The sequence below is a fragment of the Luteibacter sp. P4_E6 genome, assembly GCF_056401535.1.
The window spans coordinates 1-2,131 of sequence record NZ_JBFUJE010000622.1 but is presented as its reverse complement, the minus strand read 5'-3'; the positions used below and the strand labels follow the sequence as shown (position 1 = coordinate 2,131).

Below are 2,131 nucleotides of genomic sequence, written 5' to 3'. Positions count from 1 at the left end.
CCGATGATCTTCACGGCCATGCCGCGTGGCGTGGAAACACTGTCGTCGAGAATGTCTCCCGGTACGGTCGATAGCCGCATGACGACGCCATAGCGCCCTGCCCTGGCGAAGATACCCTGCGCGAGTTCGCGCGGCAGGTCGTCCGGCACGACCAGCTCGCCGGTGAGTAGTGCGTGGCTTTTGGCGTGCACGGGGCGATACGCGTGCTTTTCGTGCTCGAGGGTAGTCTGGTTGATGCTGGTGAGGGTCTCGATCAGCTGTTCAGCCGTCTCGGCTTCATCAGGCTCGACGTGCTCGAGGGAGTCGTCGAAACGAATCGGCGGCGGACTCAGGGAGAGGGGCATGGCGATCTCGAGCGGCGGGGTAGCGTTTTATCCTGCGGCCGCTCTCGTGAAGGCGATGTGGCTCACATCAGCTTGTAACTGAACGTGAGGTTCCAGCGCACATCCCGATTCTGTTTCTCCGGCGGCTTGTCGCCTGTCGGCTCCGCCAGCGCGAAATCCACGGTGTAGTGCTTGTTGTCCGACAGCCGCACGCCGATCGCCGCTGAATCGAGCTTGTTGATCAGGGGCCGTCCACCGTTCAGATAGACACGCGCGGACTGGTACGCCACGTAAGGCACGATCGACTTGATCCAGTGCGTTCCCGAGACGAAGGCGCGGTTCACCTCCAGTGACGCCGCCCAGCCACTGTCGCCTGCGGCGTCACCCGGGTCGTAAGCGTAAGCAAAGCTTGGACCACCGAAGTTGATCTGTTCGGTCGAGGGCAACGCGTCGTTGCTGTACTGTCCGGTGGCGCGAACGACGGTGCCGATCTTGTGCGCCCATTCCTGCGAGAAGGCCAGATTCATCGTGTAGCGCGTGAAGTTGATGTCAGGCATGGCCACGGCAAGCGGTCCGGCCAGGTTGGTCGTTGCACGCGAACTCGCTCCGAAGCCGTCGAAGCCGTGCGCGACTGCAAAGCTGAACTGCTCGGAATGCTTCGCCGCGGTCTTCAGCCATGACAGTTCCGCGTCGAGCACACGTACGCTCGAGCGCAGGGAGATCATCGCGCCCGAATCGGTGTTGCGGTAGCGGTCATCCTGCGTGGACGCATACGCACTCACCGTCAGGTTCAGGCGCTTGCTGTTGGTGAGCACGAGGGGATAGATCGCCGTGAGTGCAAGGCGTTCCTGCGAGAGGCGATGATCGAGATACGAGGGCAACTCGTCATCGGTATCCGGACTGCCCCAGTAGTGACTGCCATCGATGCGGCCTTGCCAACCCTGGGAACCGATCGGTTCGACCCAGGCGGCGGAATAAAGTCGCTGACCGCCACCGTTCGGAAACAAGGTCGATACGCTGAGCTGTTCGCCCAGTGGCGTTGCACCGTTCTCCAGCGCGGTGAAGACACCTTGCGCACCGGGATGGTTGAGATCCATGCCGTAGCTAGCGTCGTAGCGCTGCCGCGTAATAGTCAGGTCGAGCGTGGTCGCTCCATCGGTCGTGGTCGGTGGCGGCACGTTCGCGGCGACCTTGGTGCCCGGCAATTGGCCGAGCAGCTGTGTATAGCGCTCGAACGTATCCTGCCGCAGCGGGCGTTCGTCCACGATGTGCGCCGCCATCGCGCGAATGCGACTTTCGAGGTTGCCTGCATCGCCGTGCACGGTCAGGCTCGACACGTAGCCTTCGACGACGGTCACCTGGACCACGCCGCCGGAAAACGTCTGGCTGGGCACGAAGGCGAACGAGAGTGCGTAGCCGCGCTTCTTGTACATCGCCGTGACACTGTCGGCAGCCGCGACGAGCTGACGCACGCTCGTGTCCTTGCCGCGCAGGGGCGCGAAGACGGCGGCGACATCGGCGAAGGGAATGGAGCGCACACCGACAACATCGAAACGCGTCGGGGTGAGATGACTGGCGAGAAGCGCTTCCAGTGCCGGGTTAGGCCCCTGCACATTCACCGTGACCGACGGCGCCTCCTTGGGCGTCTCCGTTCGCGGCAGGGTCTGGAGTGGATTGGCCGGCGCGCGGACCTGCGCCTGGGTGGAACACACGACGGACATGCCTAGCAGGCAGCCGAGCCATCGATTCATGCAAAGCTCCCTACGAACGATGACCTACACGAGGATCAACGAAGCGCGGGCGGTGTT

Annotated in this window: 1 protein-coding gene and 1 pseudogene; both read right to left on the bottom strand. The window is 63.2% G+C overall.

Features of this window, described 5'->3' with window-relative positions:
* Positions 1–344 (bottom strand): annotated as a pseudogene (locus AC1DT2_RS21585) (catalase); the annotation flags it as partial.
* A gap of 62 nt (positions 345–406) precedes the next feature.
* Positions 407–2,074 carry a ShlB/FhaC/HecB family hemolysin secretion/activation protein gene (locus AC1DT2_RS21580; protein WP_477298634.1) on the bottom strand — a complete coding sequence of 556 codons (1,668 nt, stop codon included), beginning with the start codon at positions 2,072–2,074 and terminating at the stop codon, positions 407–409.
* Between the last annotated feature and the right edge of the window lie 57 nt (positions 2,075–2,131).

Coding starts and splice junctions, on each gene's coding strand:
- AC1DT2_RS21580 (WP_477298634.1), bottom strand. CDS start 2,074: ATGAATCGATGGCTCGGCTGCCTGCTAGGCATGTCCGTCGTGTGTTCC.